Source organism: Micromonospora sp. NPDC048830 (assembly GCF_043198215.1).
Lineage (GTDB): Bacteria > Actinomycetota > Actinomycetes > Mycobacteriales > Micromonosporaceae > Micromonospora.
Genome location: NZ_JBICUP010000001.1, coordinates 247,669 through 269,179 on the forward strand (window position 1 = coordinate 247,669; position 21,511 = coordinate 269,179).

Sequence of the window (21,511 nt, forward strand, 5' to 3'; positions counted from 1 at the left end):
GGCCGCACCGCATCCGGCCGACCCCGACCCGCCCCGGCCGCACCGCATCCGGCCGACCCCGGCCCGCCCCGGCCGCCACCCGCGCCACCCCGACAGAGGCCGTACCGACCCGGCGTCACGAGCGCCCGGCGGAGGAACCCGTACAGGAGGAACCGATGGACTTCCGGCTCACCGAGGAGCACGAGGCGCTGCGGCAGAGCGTGCGGGAATTCGCCCGCGAGGTGGTCGCCCCGGTCATCGCCGAGCACTACGAGAAGCACACCTTCCCGTACGAGATCATCCGGCAGATGGGCAAGATGGGCCTGTTCGGCCTGCCCTTCCCCGAGGAGCACGGCGGCATGGGCGGCGACTACTTCGCGCTCTGCCTGGCCCTGGAGGAACTGGCCCGGGTCGACTCCAGCGTGGCGATCACCCTGGAGGCGGCCGTCTCCCTCGGCGCGATGCCGATCCACCGCTTCGGCACGGCGGAGCAGAAGGCGCGGTGGCTGCCGAAGCTCGTCAGCGGTGAGGCGCTCGCCGGGTTCGGCCTGACCGAGCCGGGCTTCGGCTCCGACGCCGGGGGCACCCAGACGAGGGCGGTCCTGGACGGCGACGAGTGGGTCATCAACGGCTCGAAGGCGTTCATCACCAACTCGGGCACGGACATCACGGCGCTGGTCACCGTCACCGCGGTCACCGGCACCCGCCCGGACGGCGCCAAGGAGCTGTCCACGATCATCGTGCCGTCCGGCACGCCCGGCTTCACCGTCGCGCCCGGGTACTCCAAGGTCGGCTGGACAGCCTCGGACACCCACGAGTTGACCTTCGACGACTGCCGGGTGCCGGCGGCCAACCTGCTCGGCGAGCGCGGCCGGGGCTTCGCCCAGTTCCTGCGCATCCTCGACGAGGGGCGGATCGCCATCGCCGCCCTGGCCGCCGGCCTCGCCCAGGGCTGCGTCGACGAGTCGGTCCGGTACGCGAAGGAGCGCCACGCGTTCGGCCAGCCGATCGGCAACTACCAGGCGATCCAGTTCAAGATCGCGGACATGGAGATGAAGGCGCACACCGCCCGGCTCGCGTACTACGACGCCGCCGCCCGGATGCTCGCCGGCGAGCCGTTCAAGCGCCAGGCCGCGATCGCCAAGCTGCACGCCAGCACGGTCGCCGTCGACAACGCCCGCGAGGCCACCCAGATCCACGGCGGCTACGGCTTCATGAACGAGTACCCGGTGGCCCGGTTCTGGCGGGACTCCAAGATCCTGGAGATCGGCGAGGGCACCAGCGAGGTGCAGCGGATGATCATCGCGCGCGACCTCGGCATGTGAGGCGAAGGGTCCTCATATAGGAGGCGGTCGCTCGCACCGCAACCCATTGTCGGATATCCGCGCCGCCAGGCGTCGGCAGGGCGACGGTTGGCTGCCCACCGTCGTACCCGATCCGTACCCTTCCTGCCCATGACGCCCGATCATGATCGTTCGCCGGATGGTGCGGGCGGTCGTACCGGACTGTCGGACCTGCTGCGCGCGTATCGCCGCGCCGCCGGCCTCACCCAGGTGGAGCTGGCGGCGCGGGCGGGCATCGGCGTGCGGACGGTCCGCGACCTGGAGCGCGGCCGGTCCGCGCGGCCCCAGCGGACCACCGTCGACCTGCTCGCCGGAGCGCTCGACCTCTCCGGCCAGGCCCGCGCGGAGTTCGTCGCCGCCGCCCGGGGCGTCCCCCCGGCCGGCGCCACGTCGTTCGCCGCCTCCCCGCCCCCCGGCCAGGCGTCGGCGCCGTCGTGGGCCGGGCCGCCCGCAGCCGGTGGCGGGCTGTCACCGGTCGCCCTCTCCGCCGGTACGCCGATCGCGCTCCCGCCCCCGGTCGAGCTGATCGGCCGGGAGCGGGACGTGACCGAACTGGTCGACCTGGTCACCGCCGACGACGGCCCGACGGTGACCAGCCTGGTCGGGCTGGCCGGGGTGGGCAAGACCGCGCTGTCCCTGGCCGTCGCGCACGCCGTCCCCGACCGCGCCCCGGCCGCCGTCGCCGGGGTGCTCGTCGGGGAGGGCTCGGACGTCGCCGACGTGCTCTCCACGGCGGCGGCCGTCTTCGGCGCGGCCCGCCCGGGCGATCTCGTCGCCCGGCTCGCCGGCCGGCCGGCGCTGCTGCTGATCGACGCGGTGGAACGGGCGCCGGACCCGGTGGCGGAGGCCCTGCACCGACTCGCCGGGGCCGTTCCGACGCTGCGGATGCTGGTGACCGGTCGGCATCCGGTCGGCCTGCCCGGCGAGCGCGTCTGGCCGGTGAGGCCGCTGGACGTACCGCCGCCGGAGCTGGACCTCGCCGGGCCGGAGGCGCTCGCCGGCTACCCGGCGGTGGCGCTGTTCGCCGCGCGGCTGGCCCAGGTGCGGCGCGAGCCGCCGGAGCCCGCGGACCTGCCGGCCCTCGCCGCGCTGGTCCGCCGGCTGGGCGGGCTGCCGCTGGCCATCGAGCTCATGGCCGCCCGGGGGCGGATCCTCGACCTCAACGAGCTGCTCGACCGGTACGGCGACCGCGTCCTCGACCTCGCCGCCCCGCCCGCTCCGGTGCCCCGGGCGGGCTGGGCGGCGACCGAGCCCGGGGGCGCCCACGTCCCCCGGCCGCGCGACCCGGTCGCCGGGGTCCCGCCCCGCGAGCCGGTGGTCGGCACCGGGGCGGCGCGGGGCGGGGCGGTCACCCTGCGGGACGCGGTGGCGACGAGCTACCGGCTCCTCGCCCCGGACGAGCGCGCGGCGCTGCGCCGGCTCTCGGCGTTCCGCAACCGCTGGTCCGTGGAACTGGCCGAGGAACTGCTCGCCGACGATCCGGAATCCGTCCCGTTGGACCCGGTGCCGCTGCTGGATCGGCTGCTCCAGCTCGGCCTGCTCAGCGTGCGGGGCGCCGGCCCGGTCCGGTTCCGGCTGCTCGACGCGGTCCGGGAGTTCGCCGCGGAGCAGGCTGTCGGCGCGGGGGAGCTGACCGAGGTCCGGCGGCGGCACGCCCAGGTCGTCGCCCGGCTGGTGGCCCGTACGGCCGCCGAGCTGGTCGGTCCCCAGTTGGTTTCGGCGCTGCGCCGGCTCGACGAGGCCACCGGCGACATCAGCGCGGCGCTGGCCCATGCCGCCCTGGACGACCCGGTCACCGCGTTGCGGCTGGCCACCGGTCTGGTTCCGTGGTGGCGGTTCCGCGGCCGGGACGTCGTCGGGCGGCAGTGGCTGCGCCGGCTGCTGGCCGACCCCCGTACGGCGGATGTCGACCCCGGCCAGCGCGCGTGGGCGGCGCTCGGCGCGGCCCGGCTGGCCGCCGAGCACGGCGCGGCGGGGCAGGAGCTGCCCGCGGCCCGGGCCGCCTGGGCGGCGTTCCACCGGGCCGGCGATGTCGGCGGGGAGTTGGCGGCGCGGACGGTGCTCTGCGCGCTGCTGACGGCCACCGGGGCGTACGACGAGGCGCGGGAGCAGGCGGCCGCCGCCCTCGCCCTGGCCACCCGCAACGGCCGGGTGCGCGACATGGCGGTGGCACAGGGCGAACTCGCGCGGCACCAACTCCGGGTGGGTGACCTGCCGGCCGCCCGGCGTCGCCTGGCCGCGATGGACCGGCTGGCCGCCCAGTGCGGGGAGCGGCGGCTGCGGGTGCTGGCCCGAGCCGACCTGGCCGAGGTGACCCGGCTGGAGGGCCGGTACGCCGACGCCGTCGAGCAGGGTCGACGGGTGGCCTCCGCGCTGGCGGAGCTGGGCGATCTGGGGCACCGGCGGCGGGTCCTCGGCACGGTCGGGCTGGCGTTGGCCCAGGACGGCCGCCCGGACGAGGCCGTCCAGGTGCTGGCCGACCTCCGCGGCTACTCGGAGGGGGAGGCCCTGCCGGGGCGAGCGTGGCTGGGCCGGTCGAGGACGGTCCGCCCTGAACCCGTGGGGCAACGGCACGGCGATCTTCACCAGGACGGCATCTGCGCGCTGATCGAGGCGTACGTCGCCCTGCATCGAGGGGACCGGGAGTTGGCGGCGGAGTGGTTCGCCGCGGCGGCGGAGGCGGGCGTCGAGGACGGGGCACGACGCCCGGCGGGAGGGTGACACGGGGGTGGCGCGAGCGAAGGAGCCCCCTGGCGTTACCCCTCACTCATCGCTCGCGCCGGCACCCCCCGGTGCTCCCCCGCTGGAAGCACAGTAACCACAGTCGGCCAGCCGGTTTGTCCGCTACGGCCGGATAGCTCCAGCTGGGCGGGCAGGTTCTGCCGGTCTTTCTGCCGGTGCGCCCGGCCACCGTCCTGGCCGGCTCCGGCGCCACCGCCGGAACGCGCCCGGGACGGTGGGTCAGCAGTCTTCCTCGACGGCCGCCCCGGTGCTGCCCGCCGTCGCTCCCGGGTGCACGGCGTCGCGTACCTGCCGGAGACCTTCGAGGAGCACGGTCAGCGTGTCCGGCTCCAGCTGCCCGACGAACCACTCCTCGATGATGCGCAGGTGCCCGGGGAGGGTCTCGTCCAGACGCTCCAGGCCGGCGGTGGTGACCACAGCGTACGAGCTGCGCCGGTCGGACGGGCAGGCCCTGCGTCGGATGAGCCCGTCGCGTTCCATCCGGTCCACCACCCGCGTCACCCCGCTGGTGGAAAGCGAGGTCTGCGCGGCGAGGTCGGTCATCCGCAGTTGGTTGCCGGGAGAGCGGGCGAGGCGGGTCAGCACCTCGAACTCGACCGGCGAGAGCCCGTGCTCCTCGAACTGGGCGGCGAACCGGGCGGACAGCCCGGCGTGCGCCTCGACGAGCAGGCCGACTGCCGTGATCCGGGGGTCCTCGAACACGTTCTGGTCCACGTGCCCATCCTAGCAGTACTTGACACGAGGAATATTGCCGTGGCTATAGTTGCTGCGTCAGCCATTGGCTACTGAACGATTCCCCTGGAGGAGAGCACCATGACCAGCAGCACCGGATCGGTTACCCGCGAGTGGGACGGCCTCACCATCCCGACCGCCGGCACCTATCTGCTGGACGCGGCTCACAAGCGGGTCGGGTTCGTCGCCCGGCACATGATGGTCAGCAAGGTCCGCGGTGAGTTCGCCGAGGCGACGGCCACGGTCACCATCGCCGAGGACCCCGTGGAGTCCTCCGTCGTCGCCACCATCCAGGCCGCCAGCATCAACACGGCGCAGGCCGACCGCGACGCCCACCTGCGCAGCCCCGAGTTCCTCGACGTCGAGGCCTTCCCGACCCTCGAGTACCGGAGCACGGGCGTCAAGTCGCGCAACGGGAACGAGTTCGTCCTCTCCGGCGAGCTGACGATCAAGGGCGTCACCCGCCCGGTCGACCTGGAGGTCGAGTTCGAGGGTGTCGGCCACACCCCGTTCGGCACCGACGTGTTCGGCTTCACCGCCACCACCGAGATCGACCGCGAGGAGTTCGGCCTGACCTGGAACGTCGCCCTGGAGACGGGTGGCGTGCTGGTGGGCAAGAAGATCAAGATTGAGATCGAGGGGGAGGCCGTCCGCCAGGCCTGACCACCGCGATCCACGAGGACCCCGGGCCCGCGCCGCACCAGTCGGCGCGGGCCCGCGGCCGTCCCCACCGCCCGCGTCGCCGAGAACGGCACGGAACGGTGCGATTCGTCACGCGCCGTTCCTCGCCGGGGACGGTGGCGGGGCCCGCCACCTGGGTAGTGATTCCGGCCGGGAGCGTCTTCCCGCCCGGCGCGGTCGTCCGTCGCGGTGATCGCCCGGCGTCGGCCTCTGGTCCGGCGCGGTGGGCGCTTTTACCGTAGATATTTCACAGTCCGCTTCGGGGTGATACCGCCCCGTAGCGCCTCGGGCCGGGAGGGCACATGGGCAGGGACGTCGAGCAGGGTGCCTTCTCCCGGGAGGACCGGGTCCGCTACCGACAGAAGGTCCGACGGTGCCTGGACGTCTTCGCGTTGATGCTGGACGACTTCGGGTTCGACGCCGACCGGCCGATGACCGGCCTGGAGATCGAGCTGAACCTGATGGACCCGGCCGCCGAGCCGGCGATGCGCAACGAGGAGATCCTCGCCGCCATCGCCGACCCGCTCTTCCAGACCGAGCTGGGGCAGTTCAACCTGGAGTTGAACGCCAAGCCCCGGCTCATCGAGGGGACCGGCTTCTCCGACTACGAGCGCGAACTGCGCGCCAGCCTCAGCCGGGCGGACGAGCGGGCGGCCAGGTCCGACGCCCGCATCGTCCTGGTCGGCATTCTGCCCACCCTCACCGGACGCCACCTGGTGGCCGACAACCTCTCCACCAACGCCCGGTACCGGGTGCTCAACGACCAGATCGTCGGCGCCCGGGGCGAGGACATCGAGCTGGACATCCGGGGCGTGGAGCGGCTGCGTACGCACAACGACTCGATCGCGCCGGAGGCGGCCTGCACCAGCCTCCAGTTCCACCTCCAGGTCGCCCCGGACAGCTTCGCCGACTACTGGAACGCGTCGCAGGCCATCGCCGGCGTACAGGTCGCGGTCGGCGCCAACTCCCCCTTCCTGTACGGCCGGCAGCTCTGGGCCGAGACCCGGATCGCCCTGTTCGAGCAGGCCACCGATACCCGGCCGGACGAGCTGAAGGCCCAGGGCGTCCGCCCCCGGGTCTGGTTCGGCGAGCGCTGGATCACCTCGATCTTCGACCTGTTCGAGGAGAACGTGCGCTACTTCCCGCCGCTGCTGCCGATCTGCGACGACGAGGACCCCGTCGAGGTGCTGCACGCCGGCGGGGTGCCCGAGCTGAGCGAGCTGCGGCTGCACAACGGCACCGTCTACCGGTGGAACCGCCCGGTCTACGACATCATGGCCGGCCGCCCGCACCTTCGGGTGGAGAACCGCGTGCTGCCGGCCGGGCCGACCGTGGTCGACATGCTCGCCAACGCCGCGTTCTACTTCGGACTCGCCCGGGGCCTGGCCGAGGCGGACCGACCGATCTGGAGCCAGCTGACCTTCAGCTCGGCCGAGGAGAACTTCCACGCGGCCGCCCGGCGGGGCATGAACGCCGTACTGCACTGGCCCCGCCTCGGCGACGTGCCGGTGGCCAGGCTGGTGCTGGACACGCTGCTGCCGACGGCCGCGGCCGGGCTGGACCGCTTCGGCGTCGCCCCGGCCGAGCGGGACCGGCTGCTCGGCATCATCGAGCAGCGCTGCCGTACCGGCCGCAACGGCGCGGTCTGGCAGACCGAGACGGTGTGGGCCGCCGAGCGCCACCGGGGCATGGACCGCGACGCGGCCCTGCACCACATGGTGCGGCGTTACGCGGAACTCCAGCGCGGCAACGAGCCGGTGCACACCTGGCCGGTCGACTGACCGGCCGTCCCGGCCGGCCCCGACCCGTCCGGCTCGGGCGGCTTATTCGACCCGGCCGACCCGGGCGCCTGCGCGGTGGTCGCGTCGTCCGCCGCGCCGGTGCGCTGCCGCGGAATCGCCACCGGCGCGTCGGGACGGCGGTGCGCCGCCCGCTGGGCCAGCGCGGCGGTCAGCATCGACCCGGCGAAGCCGGCGACGACGGCGTACGGCGCGACGAGGTGCGCCGACACCTGCTCCCGGCCGATCGCGGTGAGCCCGGGCGCGGCGAGCAGGTAGGCCAGCGCGACGAGCAACGGGCCGGCCGCGCCCGAGGCCGCCGCCCCGAGCCGGCGCTGCGGCGACCGGGCGGCACGCCGGGCGGCCAGCGCCCCGATCAGCGCCGCCGAGCCGAGCGCCAGCAGCGCTCCCGGCCAGTAGAACCAGTCCCGGATCCAGAGGCTCGGGCTGTCGGCGCCGAGCTGCCAGATGCCGAGCTGGGCGCTGGTCAGCCCGCGTCCGGACAGCACGTCGTCGAGCACCGCGACCACCGCGAGCCCCCAGAGCCAGCCGACGGTGGCGATGACGTTGGTGGCGGCGGCCGGCGAGCGCAGCGCCCAGACCGCCGCCAGCAGCCCGACCAGCAGGCCCACACCGGCGTAGCAGGCGGCCACGGTCTGCGGCGCCGAGCCGCCCGGCAGGCTGGCCGCCCGGGCCGGCACGGCCACCAGCAGTACGGTGAGCAGGGCGCCGACGGCGCCGGCCAGCGCCAGCACGACGGCCGTCCCCGGGCCGCCGTCGCCCCTCGGACGGGCCGTCCGGCCCCCGGCCGGCGAGGACGGGTCGACGGTGGCGTCGGCCCCCACGGTCACGGACTCCGGGGCCGGCGACGCCAGGAGTTCGTCGCGTCCGGCGGACACCGGCTGCCGCAGCCGCTGGGCGCACACCGCCCCCGCGACCGTCGAGGTGCCCGCGATCCAGGTCGACCAGGCGAGGCCGGCCACCCAGACCGCCTCGCCCGCGGTGGCGTCCGCTGCCGTCCAGTTGATGATGCCCAGCCCGTAGCCGAAGCCCAGTTGGGCCGCGCCCGCGCCGGCGGCGACGCCGACAGCGGTGGCGATCGATCCTCCCCAGCCCAGTCCGGCCATGCCGGGCAGCGTAACCTTCCTGGGCCGGCGCGGCGAGTCGCGGCGGAACGGCCCGGGGCCGGAACGCTTGGCGCGGCCCCGATACGGTCGCCGGTGAAGAGGTGGTGGGCGCGATGACCGACGGGAACACGGGTGCGGAGACGTACCCGGATGGGCCGGCGACCGACGGGCCGGGCCGGCTGACGAAGGTGCTCGGCGGCGGCCTCGCCGTCGCGCTGCTGGCCACGATCGGCGGGACCGGCGGCTGGCTGCTCGCCGGTGATGACAGCAACCCGCCCGCGCCACCGGACGCGCGTGCCAGCGCCCCGCTGCAGCCCTCCGCCGCGCCGACGCCGACCGCCCGGACAGCCGCGCCGACGCACCGCACCAGCGCGCCCGCCCAGGCCACCGGCCTGACCGTGCCGCCCGTCGTCGGCACGGACTTCGAGGACGCCCGGGAGGAGCTGCGGGAGCGGCGCCTCGGCTGGCGGCTGGTGTTCGGCACGGGGACGGGGCGGCAGGTGTCCCGCAGCGCCCCTTCGCCGGGTACGCCCGTGACCCGGGGCACGACCGTCACGCTGTACGTCGCCGGGCCCGCGCCCGCGCTCACCGTGCCGGACCTGCTCGGCGAGGACTGCGCCGACGCGGTCGACGAGCTGGTCGACGAGGGCCTGTACCCGCGCTACCACACGGGGCGCGAGGGCACCGTCACCGCCCAGCACCCCGGCCCCGACACCCCGGCCGCGTGGAACGACGAGGTGGCCCTGACCTGCGGCGAGGAGGGGTCCAACCCGACCGGGGAGCCGACGCCCACCCCGTGACCCGGAACGCGGCGGCGATCCCGGCCGATGTGGCGGACAGCGACTAACGTGGATGCCGAGCCGCCCGGTGGGGAAAGGACGGTGCCATGCGCGACGACCACGACGAGCCGTCTCCCGCCGACGACGGCGGCGACCGCACCCGCCCGCTGCCCTCCGGGACGGGCGACGAGACACGCCAGCTGCCCCCGGCCGGGGGTCGGGAAGGGCCGGGTGACGAGACCCGCCCGCTGCCCCCCACCGGGGGCCGGGAAGAGCCGGTGGACCCGACCCGCCCGCTTCCGCCGGCCGGGGCGGCCGCCCGTCCGGAGCCCGCACCCACCGTGTGGTCCGGACGGGCCGGGGTGCCGCCACCGCGCCCGGCGGAGTACCGCGAGCCGGCCGGCGGCGACTGGTACGCCGAGGAGCAGGCCGGCCGGCGTTGGTGGACGCCGATCGTGCTGGGCATCGTGGCCCTGCTGCTGCTCGGTCTGCTCGGCGCCGGCCTCTGGCTGATCCTCCAGGCGGAGGACATCCCGGCTCCGCACCGGAGCCCGTCCGCTCGCCCGACCACCGCTTCGGCGACCAGTGGGGCGCCGACGACCGAGGCCACGACCGACCGCCCGAGCACGACGCCGCCGGTCACGACCCCGGCCGCGGTGCCGATGCCGCCCCTGGTGGGGCTGCCGCGCGCGAGCGCCGAGCGGGTTCTGGACGAGTTGGGCATCGATCACCGGGTCGAGACGCGGGTGTCCGACCAGCCGGCCGGCACCGTGATCGAGACCGACCCGGAGGCGGGCCGACTGGTACCCGCCGACGAGGAGGCCGTTCTGGTGGTCGCCGCGCCGCCCGCCACGACCGGGGCGACACCGTCGGCCACAGCGGGGCCCACCACCACCCCCACGCCCTGACGGCCCGGCGGCCGGCGTCCCGGCCGCGACCGTGCCGAGCCGGACCGGCGGACAGCGGTCTGCCTTGCAGCTGCGCTGGTGCCGACGGCTCCGGCTCCGTTCGACAAGCCGGTCGGTCGACGGCCGGCGCGAGGGTCACCACATCCGGCGTCTGGTCCCCACCAGGCCCAGCCCGGCTAGGGAGATGGCGAGGCCGATGACGCCCGACCAGAACAGCGATCGGCTGACGGCGTCTTGGCGGGAGTCCGCCGCCGTGGCCGTCGCCTCGCCGTCGGCCTCCGCGTCGGCCCGGCCCGGGACGCCGCCGTCGTCCTCGGGCGGCTGGGCGGGGCCGGGCCAACCCGACTCGGTGGGGACCCGCCACCCCGGCTCGGAGCCGGCCCGCTCGTCGATCACGGTGATCTCCGGCGCCGGGACCGGGATGCCCGGTTCGGTGGCGGACACGGCCGGGTAGCGGGCCACCATCACGAGGGTGGTCGCGGCGCCGAGGAGCGCCAGCAGGGCGAAGGCGTAGAGGGTAGGGGACCTGCGGTGCCGCCGCGCGGTGGGCAGAGTGACCATGACCATCCCAGGTTCAGGGTCCGGGATGCGCGGGGTGGAGACGTTCGCCGGGGTGGCGTACCGATTCTATGGCGCTCCCGCGCGCCCTGACCTGGGATTGGGCCGCTCAGCCCACCCGGACCGGAGTGCGGGCCACCGGGCGGCGCTGGCGCACGGGGGTGTGCTGCCGGGGCTGTGGGGCGACGTGGAGTTGGCGCAGCCCGGCCGCCTGCACGAAGATCGACCGCCGGTTGACCGCGTCCCCCGTGGCGTTCAACTCGTAACCGTCGAGCCACACCCAACCGTCGTACGTGGGCCAGTCGTGCACCCGGATCACCCGGAACATGATCGGCCTGAGGAACTGGACACTCGCCGCACGAGTCACGTGCAGAACGTCACCGGAGCGGGGAAGCACAGAGGGCTCCTGGGGAAGATCGGCCGGCATGGGCCGGCGGGAGCGGGTTTTCGGCGGATCGTGTGGCCCGGCGTCGGGGTCGTGCCCCTGGGGACGGATCCTGCGGGTGGCGGTGGTCGGGTCGTGCCCGCTGGTGGCGTGCCGTTGCCCGACCATCACCTGGCTGCTCCCGGTCGTCGCGCCCGCCGCCACAGCCATCCGGCGTCCAGCGGCGGGGTCTTGAGCCCGAGGGCAGTCTGTCGTTTGGTGCCGGAGCCGGGACGCTCGACCGGTGCCCTCCGTCGCGACGGAGGACCCCTCTCCGGCGGCCGACCGGAACGGTGAGTGACCCAAGCCCTACGGACAGACTGCATCAGTGGCGTCCGACATGCAAGTTGCACGTAGACTTTTGCCGATACGTGAACGCCTTCCGCAAATAGAAGGTTGATGCGGCCGTCGCGAGAGCGGCAGACTGGACGCCGGTTTCGCCGTCGCGGCCGGCCGATGACCGGCACCATCCCCCGCCGCGAACGCTCGCCCGCCGCTCGACGGTCGCGCCCCCGGCGGGCGTCGAACCCGGGCGCGATCGACCGGAGGTAGCCGGGTGAGCCCGAGCAGCGAGCGGTCCCGACAAACGGTCCGACAGGTGACACCGTGAGCGAGCGGCGCAGCCCCACGATCCGGCGTCGTCGGCTCGGTGCCGAACTGCGCCGCCACCGCGAGAAGGCCGGCATCACCATCGAGGGGGTCGCCGAGCGGCTGGAGTGCTCCGCGTCGAAGATCTCCCGCATCGAGACCGGCCACACCACGGCCACTGCGCGCGACGTCCGCGACATGCTGCTCATCTACGGGGTGACCGGCGTCGAGAGCGACGAGCTGGTGCAGATCGCCCGGGAGGCCCGACAGAAGGGCTGGTGGCATCCGTACAGCACGGTCCTGGTCGGGGCGTACGTCGGCCTGGAGGCGGCCGCCAGTTCGATCCGGGCGTACGAGCAACAGGTCGTACCGGGGCTGCTCGAGACCGAGGAGTACGCCTCTGCGATGATCCGGGCCGCACGGCCGGACTTCAGGGCCGAGGAGGTTCAGCAGCGGGTGCGTGTCCGTATGGGCCGTCAGTCGTTGTTGATTCAGGACGATCCGGTCGATCTGTGGGTGGTGCTCGATGAGGCGGTGCTGAGCCGGCCGGTGGGCGGTGACGCGGTGATGCGTGGCCAGCTCAAGCGGCTGGTGGAGGTGGCGCAACTGCCGAACGTGACGCTTCAGATCCTGCCTTTCGAGGTCGGGGCGCACGCCGGCATGGACGGCACATTCACCATCCTCAGCTTCCCCGAAGCGGGTGATCCCGATGTCGTGTACGCGGAGAACGCCACGGGTGGGCTCTTCCTCGAGAAGAGCGACGAACTGCAGAAGTACAGCTTCATCTTCGATCACGTTCGAGCGGCAGCCATACGCCCGGAGGAATCCATAGCACACATCGCGAAACTGGCAGAGGAGCCGTCGTGGAAATGGCGACCAAGGGGTCCCTGGACCTGACGCGGGCAGTGTGGTTCAAGAGCTCGAAGAGCGGACCGAACTGCGACAACTGCGTCGAGGTGGCGTACGTGACCGGTGCGGTCGGAGTGCGGGACTCGAAGGACAAGACCGGGCCGGCTCTGATCTTCACGCCGGCTGGGTGGCACGCCTTCGTCGCCGGCACCAGGGGCGGTGCGTTCGTCCGGGACTGACCGACTCGGGCAACGGCGGGCGCGGCCCGTCCGGCAACGTCGCCGGGCGGGCCGCGCCCGCCGCGCGTCCGGCCGGACCGATCGGCGCGCGCCCTGCTCACTGCCCCGACCGATCGGCGCGCGCCCTGCTCACGGTCCCGACCGATCGGCGCGCGAGCCGTCGCCACCGCCGTCCCGGCTCGTTGTACTCCTCGATACGGCGCTGGTCGACAACCCGCCGCACGGATCGGCAACCGAGCGAGGCAGGCGAGACGATGACGACGATCGGGTCAGACAACCTCACCAATGGTCCGGGCAAGCCGGAGCGGTTCGGCGGCAAGTACCGCGGGGCCCGGCGGGACACCGTCCTGACCGAGGTGGTCTCCGGCGACACCGAGATCGGCGACCGGGACGGTGGGCCGGGGGCCGCCGAGCAGTCCGCGCCGCTGACGCTGCCCTCGCTCGACCCGAACCCGCTCACCGAGCCGTCGTTCCCGCCGGCGGGCTGGTCCGTCGAGCCGGCGGTCGCCGAGTCGCTGGTGGACCATCCGTTGCTGCGCGGCCTGCTGATGGAGTTGCCGCCGAAGGGCAGCGTGCCGCCACCCGGCTGGCTGGACCGCTGGTTCGAGGCCACGCGGGCGATCCTGGAACTGCTGTACGTGCAGGGTCCCGGCCGCGCGCGGTGACGGCCGACGTGCCGGTGACGGCCGCGCGGTGACGCCGCGCCGGTAGGTGAGGGCCGACGTGTCCGGGCGGGTGAGCCCGGTCAGACGGCGAACGTGGCGGGGCGCTCGGTGGCCGGGGTGGGCGGCTTCGCCTTCCACAGCCCGGCCCTCTGGGCGGCCAGGCGCCCGAGGTAGGCCGGGTTGAGGATGACGTAGCGGCGCCAGAGCCGCTTGGGCTCCAGGCCCAGCCGCCAGAACCACTCCAGGCCAGCCCGCTGCATCCAGGCAGGGGGCCGCTTGAGCAGGCCGGCGTGGTAGTCGAAGGCCGCCCCGACCGCCATCAGCGGCATGTCCAGCAGGGGCCGCATGGCGTACGTGAAGACCTCCTGGCGTGGGCAGCCGAGCCCGACCAGGACGAGCCGGGCACCGCTGGCCTTGATCCGGTCGGCGATCTCCACGTCCTCGCCCGGCTGCACGGCGCGGAACTTCGACGGCTCCACCCCGGCGATCTTGAGTGCCGGGAACATCCGCTCCAGCGCCGGGATGAGCCGGGACAGGGTCTCCTCGGTGGAGCCGTAGAGGTAGACCGGCAGGCCCTCGTCGGCGAACCGCCGCAGCACGTGCAGGGTCAGCAGCGGACCGTAGACCCGGTCGGCGAGGTTGGCCCGGTGCAGCAGGTTCAGGGCCCAGCGCACCGGCTGCCCGTCCGGGGTGACCACGTCGAACGAGTTGAGCCGGGCGTTGTGGGCCGGATCGAGGACGCCGGTCATCACGCCGTGCACGGCGAGCGCGGTCAGCGCCAGGGGCCGGCGCTCCCGTGCCGCCGCCAGCACCTGCTCGGTCGCCGATTCGTAGTCGGTGGCGTCCACCAGGACGCCGAGGACGTTGCGCTTGGTGGCGGTCATGCCTTCGGCACCCACTTGTCCACGTTGGCCTCGTAGATCTCACGCATGATCATGGGTACGTCGTAGACCTGCTTCCAGTCCGGGTGGTCGGCCTGGAACGCCTCGTTGGAGCCGATCCACCACTTGTGGTCGCCGATCCGGTTCGCCTCGACGTACTCGGTGATCATCTCCTGCCCGCTGATCCGCTCGGCCAGCGCGAACGCCTCCCGGTTCGAGGTGTTCGAGTGCCGGCCGCCGCCCAGGTTGTAGACCGCGGCGGAGCGCGGGTTGCGGAAGAACGCCTCGAACGCGGACACCACGTCGGAGCTGTGGATGGCGTCGCGCACCTGCTTGCCCTGGTAGCCGAAGATCCGGTACGTCCGGCGTTCCATGTTGGCCCGCATCACGTACCCGAGGAAGCCGTGCAGCTCGGTCGCGGAGTGCGCCGGGCCGGTCAGCGTCCCGCCCCGGAAGCAGGCCGTGCGCATGCCGAAGTAGCGGCCGTACTCCTGCACCATCACGTCCGCGGCGACCTTCGAGGCGCCGAAGACCGAGTGCAGGCACGCGTCGATCGACATGTCCTCGCGGATGCCCTGCTCGTACGGGTGGCCCGGCTCGATCTCCCAGCGGGTCTCCAGCTCGACCAGGGGGAGGCTGTTCGGCCGGTCGCCGTACACCTTGTTGGTCGAGCAGTGGATCACCGGCGTCTCGAGGCAGTGCTCGCGGACGTTCTGGAGCACGTTGAGGGTGCCCACGGCGTTGACGTCGAAGTCGGTGAACGGGTCCCGGACCGCCCAGTCGTGCGACGGCTGCGCGGCGGTGTGGATCACCACGGCGATGTCGCGGCCGTACCGGGCGAACAGCTTCGCCAGCGAGTCGCGGTCCCGGATGTCGATGCTGTGGTGCGTGTACGCCCCGCCCAGCTCGTCACTCAGCCGGCGGACGTTCCACGCGGTCGACGCCTCCGCGCCGAAGAACTCCTGCCGCATGTCGTTGTCGATGCCGACGACGTCGAGACCGAGGCCGGCGAAGTGCCGCACCGCCTCGGAGCCGATCAGGCCGCCCGACCCGGTCACCAACGCGACACTCACACGCCACTCCTGGTCCATCGGAGGCAGGGAACGATTCGGAGCATAGCGTGACGTCCAGCACGGCCGCCGATGCGATGGACGACCCCGACACGAAGCGAGGGCCCCGCGATCACGCGGAGCCCTCGTGCTGGTGGGGAAGGAGGGAGTTGAACCCTCACGCCCTTTCGGGCACACGGACCTGAACCGTGCGCGTCTGCCATTCCGCCACTTCCCCGTGGCCTGACCTGGGAAACTGTAGCCTGCCCCGGTGCCGCTGTCGCCAGCGGGCTCGGCACATCTTACGGCCTCCTCGGCCCTCGCCACGACCGGTTATCGCTCGCGGCGGACGAAACTGTAGCACGCCTGCGGAGGTCCCTCAGAACAGACCGGCCACGGCCGGCCGAGCGGCGTGTGAGCTGCGCGCGCGCCGGCCGGATACCATCATGTCCTCGGGACCCGAGGAGGAGCCGGTGAGCGTGCTGCAACGCTTCGAGAAGCGTCTGGAAGGCCTGGTGGAGGGAGCCTTCGCCAAGGTCTTCAAAGGGGTGGTCCACCCCGTGGAGATCCTCAACGCCATGCAGCGGGAGGCCGAGGCGCACAAGGCGATCCTGGCCGGCGGGCGCACGTTGGTGCCCAACCGCTACGTGATCGACCTCTCGCCGTACGACCACAGTCGTCTGGCGCCGTACGCCGCCGCGCTGGCCCAGGAGCTGGCCCAGTCGCAGGCGGAGTTCATCGGCGAGCAGGCGTGGACGGTCTACGGCGACGTGATCGTCGAGATCGAGCGTGGCGAGGGCCTGGACACGGGCATGTTCCGGGTGACCGCCGAGGTCTACACCGGTGGCGACGTCGCCCCGGTCTCGGCGCCCGGCGGCTACGACCAGGGCGGCTACGACGCCGGCCCGCCCGCGTACCCGGCCTACGACCAGGGTGGCGGCTACGGCCCCCCGCCCGGGCACGGCGGCGGGCGCAACGTCCGGCTGGTCTCCGGCGACGGCCGCACCTACCCTCTCCAGATGGGCTCGACGGTCATCGGCCGCGGCGACCAGGCGAACCTGCGCCTGCCCGACGTCGGCATCTCCCGCCGCCACGCGCGGCTGGACTTCGACGGCGGTCAGGTCGTGCTGACCGACCTCGGCTCGACCAACGGCACCATGGTCAACGGCCAGCGGGTGTCGGCCGTGGCGCTCAACCCCGGCGACATGATCCAGCTCGGCACCACCACCCTGACCTTCCGCGTGGACGGCTGATCCGCCTTGCCGGAACTCGTCATCACCGTCGCCCGGTTCGGGTTCCTCATCCTGCTGTGGATCTTCGTGTTCACGGTGGTCGGCGTGATCCGCCGGGACCTGTTCGCCGGCGCCCGGTCGGGCCGACTGGTCGCCGCGCCCCGGGGTGTGGGGGCCTCGACCGGGCAGGCGGCGAAGCCGGCGAAGGTGAAGCGGGGCAGGGCCGCGCACCAGCTCGTGGTGACCGCGGGTCAGCTGGCCGGCACCCGGATCACCCTGGGAGAGGCCCAGATCACCATCGGTCGGGCCGAGGATTCCACCCTCGTCATCACCGACGACTACGCCTCGGCGCGGCACGCCCGGCTCGTGCCGCGGGAGGGCCAGTGGTTCGTCGAGGACCTCGGTTCGACTAACGGCACCTACCTGGATCGCGCTAAGGTCACCGGACCGACCCCCGTCCCCCTCGGCGTGCCGATCCGGATCGGCCGCACCTCTCTCGAATTACGGCCATGACTCTGACCCTGCGCTATGCGGCCCACAGCGACCGCGGTCTGATCCGAGACGGTAACCAGGACTCCGTCTACGCCGGGCCGCGGCTTCTCGCCGTCGCCGACGGCATGGGCGGCATGGCCGCCGGTGACGTCGCCAGCAACATCGTCATCGGTGCCATGGCGCCACTCGACGAGGACGTCCCTGGCGACGCCCTCGTCGACGCGCTGCGTTCCGCCGTGGGCACCGCCAACCAGCAGCTCCGCGACACCGTGGACGCCAACCCGCAGCTGGAGGGGATGGGCACCACGCTCACCGCCACCCTCTTCTCCGGCAGCAAACTGGGAATGGTGCACATCGGTGACTCGCGGGCGTATCTCCTGCGCGACGGCGAGTTCGCGCAGATCACCAAGGACGACACGTACGTCCAGATGCTCGTCGACGAGGGGCGGATCAGCGCCGAGGAGGCGAGCAGCCACCCCCAGCGCTCGCTGCTCACCCGGGCGCTCGACGGCCGCGACATCGACCCGGAGTACAGCGTCCGGCAGGTGCTGCCCGGCGACCGCTACCTGATCTGCAGCGATGGCCTGTCCGGCGTGGTCAGTGCCGAGACGATCGCCGACACCATGCGCGAGTACGCCGACCCGCAGCAGTGCGTCGAGCGGCTGGTGCAGCTCGCGCTGCGCGGCGGCGGCCCGGACAACATCACCGTGATCATCGCGGACGCCACCGACGCGGACATCGTCGAGGCGAGCCCGATCGTCGGCGGCGCCGCCGCCCGCGACCGGGGCATGGCCACGTCCGCCGACGTCTCCACCCCCGCCGCCCGCGCCTCGGCGCTCTCCGCGCCGCGTCCGCCGGCGCCGGAGGACCCGGCGGACGTCGACGACGACGCGGACCACCCGCGGCGCCGCCCACTGCGGGCCGTGGCCATGCTCGTGGCCCTGCTGGTCATCCTCGGCGGTGCGCTCTTCGGCGGGTGGAGCTACACCCAGCGGCAGTACTACGTCGGGGCCACCGAGGACGGCCGGGTGGCCGTCTTCCGGGGCGTCCAGGGCCAGGTCGCCGGCCTGGACCTCTCCGCCGTGCACTCCACCAGCCCCGCCAAACTGGACGACCTCACCCTGGCCGCTCAGGAGCAGGTCAAGCAGGGCATCCCCGCCAGGAGCGAGCCCGACGCCGAGCGCCGGCTGGCCGAGCTGACCAGCGACGACCCGAACAACCCGAACCTCAAGCCGATGTGCCCGCCCAGCCCCACCGCCATGCCTGCCCCGGTGACGGCCGCCCCGACCCCGCCCGCGGCCACCCCGAGCGCGAGCCGCACCGCCGCCAGCGGCCGGCCGTCCGTCTCCCCCAGCGCCATCGCCCCCGCGCCCACCACCACACCCGACGCGCCGCCCTCCGACACCGCCCCGCCGGCCGATCCGGCCGGATGCCGGTCGCCGGAGTGAGCGTCGGCTGAGAATCCGAGGACGCATCCGTGACCGCAACGGCCACACCGGCAGCCTCGCCCGGCGCGACGGGCGAGCAGCCCGGCGTACGCCTGGCCCGGTCCCGCCGAAACGCCGAGCTGTCGCTGCTGCTGCTGGCGCTGGTGCTGGTGGCCGCGTACGGGGCGACGGTCGAGGCGACCGTGCTCGACACGGTCACCCCGGACTTCTGGGTCCCGACGGCGGTACTGGCCGCGGTCTTCCTCGCCCTGCACGTGGCCATCCGGTTCCTGGCGCCGTTCGCCGACCCGGCCCTGCTGCCGGCGGTGGCGCTGCTCAACGGGATCGGCGTGGGCTTCCTGCGCCGACTCGACCTGGGCAGGGCCGCCCCGGAGGACCGGGAGTCGCTGGCCATCTTCGCCGGGCAGGGTGGGCGACAGTTCGCCTGGACGCTGGCCGCGGTGGTCCTCGCCGCCGGGCTCCTCGCGCTCATGCGCGACCACCGCGCGGTCTCCCGGTACGCGTACACGCTGGGCCTGGCCGGCATCGTGCTGGTGATGATCCCGGCGGTGCTGCCCGCGAAGTACTCGGAGATCTACGGCGCGAAGCTGTGGATCAAGGTCGGCGGCTTCACCATCCAGCCGGGTGAGTTCGCCAAGCTGGCGCTGCTCGCCTTCTTCGCCTACTACCTGGTGCGCAAGCGCGAGGTGCTGTCGCTGGCCAGCCGCCGGGTGCTCGGCATCGACTTCCCCCGTGGACGCGACCTCGGGCCCGTGCTCGCGGTCTGGGCGCTGAGCCTGCTGGTGCTCGTCTTCGAGAAGGACCTCGGCACGTCGCTGCTGTACTTCGGCATGTTCGTGGTGACCCTGTACATCGCCACCGAGCGGGTCAGTTGGCTGCTGATCGGCCTGCTCCTGTTCTTCGGCGGCGCGTACCTGGCGTACGTGCTGGGCGGCACCATCGGCGGGCCGTTCGCGAACTTCCACCTGCGGGCCGAGATCTGGCTGGACCCGTTCGCCAAGCCGTACGACGACGGCTACCAGCTCGTCCAGGGGCTGCTCGGGCTCGGCAGCGGCGGCCTGTTCGGCTCCGGCCCGGGCGGCGGGGAGCCGCTGGAGATCCCGGAGGTGCAGAACGACTTCATCTTCGCCGGCATCGGCGAGGAGATCGGCCTGTTCGGGCTCTCCGCCCTGCTGGTGGTCTATCTGCTGATCGTGGAGCGGGGGCTGCGCGCCGCGCTGGCCGTCCGGGACTCGTTCGGCAAGCTGCTCGCCGGCGGCCTGGCCTTCACCCTGGGCCTCCAGGTCTTCGTGATCGTGGGCGGGATCAGCAAGCTCATCCCGCTGACCGGGCAGACCACCCCGTTCCTCTCCGCCGGTGGTTCGTCGCTGATGGCGAACTGGCTGCTCATCGCGGTGCTGCTGCGGGTTTCCGACGCCGCCCGTCGGCCGGTGACCCCCGGCGGCCCGGCGGCCCGACCCGGGGGCGGCCCGCCGGAGCAGCTGCACGGGGCCCCTACGGAGGTGATCCGCAGGTGAACGCACCTTTGCGCCGTGTCGGTGTGGTCGTCATGGTCCTGTTCGGCCTGCTGTTCGCGAACCTGAACTGGATCCAGGCGTACAAGGCCGACGAATACCGCAACAGCGACTACAACGGCCGCGTCCAGGTGGCCGAGTACAAGCACCGGCGGGGCAACATCGAGGCCGGCGGCACGGCCGTGGCCACCAGCAAGGAGACCGACGGCAAGTACAGGTACCTGCGCACCTACCCCGGCGGGGAGAAGTACGCGCACGTGCTCGGCTACAAGCCGGTCAACCTGGCCGAGCGCGGCATCGAGCAGGTCGAGAACGACTACCTGGCCGGCACCAGCGACGCGTTGATCGCCAACCGGATCAAGGACATGTTCACCGGCAACGAGACCGGCGGCGGCAACGTGCTGCTGACCCTGTCCAAGCGGGCCCAGGACGCGGCGTACAACGGGTTGGCCGACAACCAGGTCGGCGCGACGAAGGGCGCGGCGATCGCGATCGACCCGCGTACCGGGGCGGTGCAGGCGCTGGTCTCCATGCCGAGCTTCGACCCGAACCCGCTGGCCAGCCACGACTCCGAAGAGGCGCAGGCGGCGTACGACAAGCTGGACAAGGACCCGGACGGCCCGATGAAGAACCGGGCGCTGTCGGAGGTGTTGCCCCCGGGCTCCACGTTCAAGGTCGTGATGGCCGCCGCCGCGCTGGAGAACGGCATCGGCAAGAACACCCAGATCCCGGCCGGCTCCAGCTACACCCCTCCCACCTCGGGCGTCCCGATCCGCAACGCCGCGCCGACGATCTGCCCGCAGTCCGAAGTCACCCTGGCGGAGGCGGTCCGGCAGTCCTGCAACACCGGGTTCGCCAAGCTGGGCGTGCGGCTGGGCGCAGACACGGTCAAGGAGAAGGCCCGCCAGTTCGGCTTCGAGCAGGACGACCTCTCGGTCGGGCAGCTCGGTAAGGGCGGCCTGTCCGTGGCGGCCAGCCGCACCGGGGACATGCAGAACCCGGACGGCGGCACCGACCCGGCCGCGCTGGCCCAGTCCTCGATCGGGCAGAACAACGTACGGATGACCCCGCTGCAGGGCGCCCTGATCGCCGGGGCGGTCGCCAACAACGGCACGCAGATGCGGCCGTACCTGGTGAAGCAGCTCCTCGCGCCGGACCGCACCACCACCTACACCGCCGACCCGAAGAAGCTGCGGGAGCCGGTCAGCGCGCAGGTCGCGTCGGACCTGCGCGACATGATGGTCGGCGTGGTCGAGGGCGGCACCGGTCGCAACGCGCGTTTCAACGGCTACACGGTCGGCGGCAAAACCGGCACCGCCCAGTCCGCCCCGGACCGTCCCGACCACGGCTGGTTCATCGGCTTCGCCCTCGACAAGAACGGCACCCCGGTCTCCGCGGTCTGCGTGGTGCTGGAGCAGGCGGGCAGCGGCGGCAGTGCGGAGGCGGCCCGGATCGCCGGCAAGATCATGCAGGCGGCCGCCGCCGACGCCGGGGGCCGCTGAC

Annotated in this window: 19 protein-coding genes, 1 tRNA gene and 1 pseudogene; 14 read left to right on the forward strand and 7 right to left on the reverse strand. The window is 73.3% G+C overall.

All coding sequences use genetic code 11. The features are described 5' to 3' along the window. Positions 1-155: 155 nt before the first annotated feature. Positions 156-1,304 carry an acyl-CoA dehydrogenase family protein gene (locus tag ACGFIZ_RS01200; protein WP_393414300.1) on the forward strand — a complete coding sequence of 383 codons (1,149 nt, stop codon included), beginning with the start codon at positions 156-158 and terminating at the stop codon, positions 1,302-1,304. 129 nt (positions 1,305-1,433) lie between these two features. Next, positions 1,434-4,028, forward strand: a pseudogene (locus ACGFIZ_RS01205) (ATP-binding protein); the annotation flags it as partial. 255 nt (positions 4,029-4,283) lie between these two features. Here ACGFIZ_RS01205 and ACGFIZ_RS01210 read toward each other — a convergent pair. Continuing rightward, positions 4,284-4,778, reverse strand: a complete 495-nt coding sequence (locus ACGFIZ_RS01210) for a MarR family winged helix-turn-helix transcriptional regulator (RefSeq protein ID WP_393414303.1) — start codon at positions 4,776-4,778, stop codon at positions 4,284-4,286. A 99-nt stretch (positions 4,779-4,877) separates the two neighbouring features. On the opposite strand from ACGFIZ_RS01210, the gene ACGFIZ_RS01215 reads away from it, so the two are divergent. Then, the gene (locus ACGFIZ_RS01215) at positions 4,878-5,459 is read left to right on the forward strand and encodes a YceI family protein (protein ID WP_347666390.1); all 582 of its coding nucleotides are present in this window, start codon (positions 4,878-4,880) and stop codon (positions 5,457-5,459) included. Between the two features lie 320 nt (positions 5,460-5,779). Then, a complete protein-coding gene (locus ACGFIZ_RS01220) occupies positions 5,780-7,258 on the forward strand; it encodes a glutamate--cysteine ligase (RefSeq protein WP_347666389.1) in 1,479 nt (492 codons plus the stop codon). Here ACGFIZ_RS01220 and ACGFIZ_RS01225 read toward each other — a convergent pair. Continuing rightward, positions 7,204-8,382: a hypothetical protein gene (locus tag ACGFIZ_RS01225; protein ID WP_393414308.1), complete on the reverse strand. Its 1,179-nt coding sequence runs from the start codon at positions 8,380-8,382 to the stop codon at positions 7,204-7,206. The two genes, ACGFIZ_RS01220 and ACGFIZ_RS01225, sit on opposite strands and share 55 nt — an antisense overlap. Before the next feature lie 113 nt (positions 8,383-8,495). Between ACGFIZ_RS01225 and ACGFIZ_RS01230 the strand changes: the two genes are divergently transcribed. Together ACGFIZ_RS01230 and ACGFIZ_RS01235 are read left to right on the forward strand one after the other, a co-directional pair. After that, positions 8,496-9,182, forward strand: coding sequence for a PASTA domain-containing protein (locus ACGFIZ_RS01230; protein WP_393414311.1), 687 nt, complete (start codon positions 8,496-8,498; stop codon positions 9,180-9,182). Between the two features lie 86 nt (positions 9,183-9,268). After that, on the forward strand, positions 9,269-10,069 hold the full coding sequence (locus tag ACGFIZ_RS01235; protein WP_393414314.1) for a PASTA domain-containing protein: 801 nt from the start codon (positions 9,269-9,271) through the stop codon (positions 10,067-10,069). A gap of 135 nt (positions 10,070-10,204) precedes the next feature. Here ACGFIZ_RS01235 and ACGFIZ_RS01240 read toward each other — a convergent pair whose 3' ends face one another. Then, positions 10,205-10,636, reverse strand: coding sequence for a hypothetical protein (locus tag ACGFIZ_RS01240; protein WP_393414317.1), 432 nt, complete (start codon positions 10,634-10,636; stop codon positions 10,205-10,207). A gap of 100 nt (positions 10,637-10,736) precedes the next feature. Continuing rightward, entirely contained in the window at positions 10,737-11,024 is a 288-nt protein-coding gene (locus ACGFIZ_RS01245) for a hypothetical protein (RefSeq protein WP_393414856.1), read from the reverse strand. A gap of 633 nt (positions 11,025-11,657) precedes the next feature. On the opposite strand from ACGFIZ_RS01245, the gene ACGFIZ_RS01250 reads away from it, so the two are divergent. The 3 genes from ACGFIZ_RS01250 (at position 11,658) to ACGFIZ_RS01260 (ending at position 13,392) form a co-directional block, all read left to right on the forward strand. Continuing rightward, positions 11,658-12,536: a helix-turn-helix domain-containing protein gene (locus ACGFIZ_RS01250; protein WP_393414320.1), complete on the forward strand. Its 879-nt coding sequence runs from the start codon at positions 11,658-11,660 to the stop codon at positions 12,534-12,536. Continuing rightward, complete coding sequence (locus tag ACGFIZ_RS01255; protein ID WP_393414323.1) at positions 12,509-12,727, forward strand: DUF397 domain-containing protein; 219 nt, start codon at positions 12,509-12,511, stop codon at positions 12,725-12,727. The genes ACGFIZ_RS01250 and ACGFIZ_RS01255 overlap by 28 nt, the downstream gene beginning before the upstream one ends. Before the next feature lie 254 nt (positions 12,728-12,981). After that, positions 12,982-13,392 carry a hypothetical protein gene (locus ACGFIZ_RS01260; RefSeq protein WP_347666380.1) on the forward strand — a complete coding sequence of 137 codons (411 nt, stop codon included), beginning with the start codon at positions 12,982-12,984 and terminating at the stop codon, positions 13,390-13,392. An 80-nt stretch (positions 13,393-13,472) separates the two neighbouring features. Here the strand turns inward: ACGFIZ_RS01260 and ACGFIZ_RS01265 are convergent, their stop codons facing one another. From ACGFIZ_RS01265 to ACGFIZ_RS01275, 3 genes are all read right to left on the reverse strand, one after another. Further along, positions 13,473-14,276 (reverse strand): WecB/TagA/CpsF family glycosyltransferase, encoded by an 804-nt coding sequence (locus tag ACGFIZ_RS01265; protein WP_393414326.1) that lies wholly within the window; start codon positions 14,274-14,276, stop codon positions 13,473-13,475. Continuing rightward, positions 14,273-15,346 (reverse strand): NAD-dependent epimerase/dehydratase family protein, encoded by a 1,074-nt coding sequence (locus ACGFIZ_RS01270; RefSeq protein WP_393414329.1) that lies wholly within the window; start codon positions 15,344-15,346, stop codon positions 14,273-14,275. The genes ACGFIZ_RS01265 and ACGFIZ_RS01270 overlap by 4 nt, the downstream gene beginning before the upstream one ends. 128 nt (positions 15,347-15,474) lie before the next feature. Beyond that, a tRNA-Leu gene (locus tag ACGFIZ_RS01275) sits at positions 15,475-15,560 on the reverse strand. A 208-nt stretch (positions 15,561-15,768) separates the two neighbouring features. Here ACGFIZ_RS01275 and ACGFIZ_RS01280 point away from each other — a divergent pair. From ACGFIZ_RS01280 to ACGFIZ_RS01300, 5 genes are read left to right on the forward strand one after another with little or no spacing between them, the layout of a single operon-like run. After that, positions 15,769-16,575 carry a DUF3662 and FHA domain-containing protein gene (locus ACGFIZ_RS01280; RefSeq protein WP_347666377.1) on the forward strand — a complete coding sequence of 269 codons (807 nt, stop codon included), beginning with the start codon at positions 15,769-15,771 and terminating at the stop codon, positions 16,573-16,575. Positions 16,576-16,581: 6 nt separating this feature from the next. Next, complete coding sequence (locus tag ACGFIZ_RS01285) at positions 16,582-17,067, forward strand: FHA domain-containing protein (RefSeq protein ID WP_393414333.1); 486 nt, start codon at positions 16,582-16,584, stop codon at positions 17,065-17,067. After that, positions 17,064-18,494 (forward strand): PP2C family protein-serine/threonine phosphatase, encoded by a 1,431-nt coding sequence (locus ACGFIZ_RS01290; protein ID WP_393414336.1) that lies wholly within the window; start codon positions 17,064-17,066, stop codon positions 18,492-18,494. Before ACGFIZ_RS01285 ends, ACGFIZ_RS01290 begins: the two co-directional genes overlap by 4 nt. Positions 18,495-18,523: 29 nt before the next feature. Next, positions 18,524-20,011, forward strand: coding sequence for an FtsW/RodA/SpoVE family cell cycle protein (locus ACGFIZ_RS01295; protein WP_393414339.1), 1,488 nt, complete (start codon positions 18,524-18,526; stop codon positions 20,009-20,011). Continuing rightward, positions 20,008-21,510: a peptidoglycan D,D-transpeptidase FtsI family protein gene (locus ACGFIZ_RS01300; RefSeq protein WP_393414342.1), complete on the forward strand. Its 1,503-nt coding sequence runs from the start codon at positions 20,008-20,010 to the stop codon at positions 21,508-21,510. The genes ACGFIZ_RS01295 and ACGFIZ_RS01300 overlap by 4 nt, the downstream gene beginning before the upstream one ends. The last annotated feature ends 1 nt before the right edge of the window (position 21,511 follow it).